The 3,165-nt window shown below is 76.6% G+C and carries 1 protein-coding gene; it reads right to left on the minus strand.

The window, feature by feature from the left end; translation table 11 throughout:
• Window positions 1–584: 584 nt before the first annotated feature.
• Entirely contained in the window at window positions 585–2,933 is a 2,349-nt protein-coding gene (locus AC0CYZ_RS12165; protein WP_472215628.1) for a DEAD/DEAH box helicase, read from the minus strand.
• Window positions 2,934–3,165 lie beyond the last annotated feature (232 nt).

Consider the following 3,165-nt stretch of genomic DNA (forward strand, 5'->3'; position numbering starts at 1 on the left):
TGACCACTCCGGAGCGCGCCCGCGCCCACCGCCGCCCGAGACAGCGCCGCAGGGCGGGTCGAGTGATCCTCCCCGCCCTGCGGCGTGACAGACCTCCCCGCGGGCCGGGAGCCCCGACCCCCGGCCCGCGGCGGAACCCAGGAGCTCGGCGCCCCCGTGTCCGGGCCCGCCCGCCGGCCGGCCCCGGCGGCCCGCTGACCCGCGAGGGGCACTCCACGCACGTCCGCAGGCTCACCGACCTGCCTGGTGTGCCCATGATCATGGAGAGCTTCCGGGTCGCGCTCGCGCCAACCCGCGAGGGGCACTCCACGCACGTCCGCAGGCGCATTGATATGCCTGGTGTGCCCGTGATCATGGAGAGCTTCCGGGTCGCGCTCGCGCCAACCCGCGAGGGGCACTCCACGCAGGTCCGCAGGCCCACCGACCTGCCTGGTGTGCCCGTGTCATGGAGAGCTTCCGGGTCGCGCTCGCGCCAACCCGCGAGGGGCACTCCACGCACGTGCGCAGGCCCACCGACCTGCCCCGTGTGCTCATGATCATGGGCTCGGGGCCGGTCAGGGCCGATCAGGGCCGATCAGGGCCGGTCAGGCTGGCAGACGCGCCAGCACCGCCGTAAGCACCGCGACCGCGCCGGCCTTGTCCAACGGATCGTTCCCGTTCCCGCACTTCGGCGACTGCACGCACGACGGGCACCCCGACGGACACTCGCACCCGGCGATCGCGTCGCGCGTCGCCGCGAGCCACGTCCGCATCGCCTCGTGCCCACGGTCGGCGAACCCGGCGCCGCCGGGGTGCCCGTCGTGGACGAACACCGTGGGCCGGCCGGTGTCCGGGTGCAGGGCCGTCGAGACCCCGCCGATGTCCCAGCGGTCGCAGGTCGCGACGAGCGGCATGAGCCCGATCGCGGCGTGCTCCGCGGCGTGCAGCGAGCCCGGCACCCGCGCGGGGACGATCCCGACGCCGTCGAGCAGCGTCTCCGAGAGCGTGTACCAGACCGCGCGGGTGGCGAGCGTGCGCTCCGGGAGGTCGAGCGGCACCTGCTCGAGCACCTGTCCCGACGGCGCCTTGCGCAGGTAGCCGACGACCTGCTCGGTCACCTCGACCGACCCGAGGCAGACCTGGAGCTCCGGGCCGTCCACCGTCGCGGCCCCGAACGACTCGCACTGCTCGGTCTCGACGACCGCGATGTCGGTGACCGACCGGGACTGCGTGGTCCACTCGGGCTCCTCGGCGTGGACGTGGGCGAGCCCCTCGTCGAGGTCCAGGGAGTCGACGACGTAGCTCTCGCCCTGGTGCAGGTGCACCGCGCCCTCGTGGACCGTGGACGGGGCGGCGCCCGGGTCGACCGTGCCGAGCATGCGCCCGGTGTCGGACTCCACGATCACCACCTGCTCGCCGCCCGATCCGCGGATGTCCACCCCGGCGTGGGGTCGCTCGGTGGGCAGCGCCCAGAACCAGCCGCCGCGCCGCCGCCGGACGAGCCCCTCGGCCGCGAGGTCGTCGAGGGCCCGCCGCGCGACCTCGCCGCCGAACACGTCCTCGACGTCCGCCGCGGTCAGCGGCAGCTCCGCCGCCGCGCAGGCGAGGTGGGGTGCGAGCACGTACGGGTTGGTCGGGTCGAGGACGCAGCGCTCCAGGGGCGCCCCGAGCACGGCCTGCGGGTGGTGGACGAGGTAGGTGTCCAGCGGGTCGTCGCGGGCCACGAGCAGGACCAGCGCGTCGTCCCCGGAGCGCCCGGCCCGGCCCGCCTGCTGCCAGAACGACGCCCGCGTCCCCGGGAACCCGGCGACCACCACCGCGTCGAGCCCGGCGACGTCGATCCCCAGCTCCAGCGCGTTCGTCGTCGCGACCCCGCGCAGCGCCCCGCTCATCAGCGCCGCCTCGAGCTCGCGCCGCTCCTCGGGCAGGTAGCCCGCGCGGTAGGCGGCCACCTGCCGGGCGAGCTCCGGGTCGATCTCGCCCAGCACACGCCGCGCCCCGAGCGCGGTCAGCTCGGCCCCCCGCCGCGAGCGCACGAACGCCAGCGACCGGGCGCCCTCCAGGACGAGGTCGGCCAGGATGCGTGCCGTCTCCGCGCCCGCCGAGCGGCGCACCGGCGCCCCGTTCTCGCCGGTGACCTCCTCCAGCAGCGGCGGCTCCCAGAGCCCGACCGCCCGGCGTCCGCGCGGCGACGCGTCGTCGGTGACCGGCACGACGTCGAGCCCGGTCAGCGTGCCCGCCGAGACCGCGGGGTCGGACATCGTCGCGGACGCCAGCACGAACGTCGGGCGTGCGCCGTAGCGCGCGCAGATCCGCCGGAGGCGCCGCAGCAGCAGCGCCACGTGCGACCCGAACACCCCGCGGTAGGCGTGGGCCTCGTCGACGACGACGTAGCGCAGCCGCCGCAGGAACGTCGTCCAGCGGCCGTGCCGCGGCAGGATCCCGCGGTGGAGCATGTCGGGGTTGGTGAACACCCACCGCGCCGAGCGCCGCACCGCGTCCCGCTCGGCCATCGGGGTGTCGCCGTCGTAGGACGAGGCGCGCAGCCCGCCGGGGCCTCCGGGGTCGAGCGCCCGGGCGGCCCTCAGCTGGTCGGCCCCGAGGGCCTTGGTGGGCGAGAGGTAGAGCGCGGTGGCCCCGGGGTCGGCGGAGAGCGCCGCCACCACCGGCAGCTGGTAGGCCAGCGACTTCCCCGACGCCGTGCCGGTGGACACGACGACGTGGCGACCCGCCCACGCCTGGTCGGCCGCGAGCGCCTGGTGCTGCCACGGGGCCCCGACCCCGCGGGCCGCCAGCCGGGCCCGCAGGTCGTCGGGGACCCACCCCGGCCACGGGGCCCGTCGGCCCTCGCGGGCGGGGACGACCTCGGCGTGGGTGAGCGGGTCCTCGCCCTGAGGGGTGCCGGCCAGGACGCGGCGCAGCAGCTCGGTGCCGTGCCCCGGATCGTCGGGCACGCGCAGCGCCCGGGCGATCGCGCCGACGCCACCGCCGCCGACACCACCGCCACCGGCCCCGGGACCCGTCCCGACGGGGTCGCCCGCCTCCCTCGTCACACCGCCTCCTCCCCGACCCACCGAGATTCGCACACCCCACCGACACCGCGGCGTGGGAGCATCTCGGCGGGGAAAGAAGCAGACGTCACAGCCTGTTCGGGAACCGGGCGGTCACGGGTGTCGGACCACCCCC

This window comes from Actinomycetospora sp. (genome assembly GCF_055612215.1).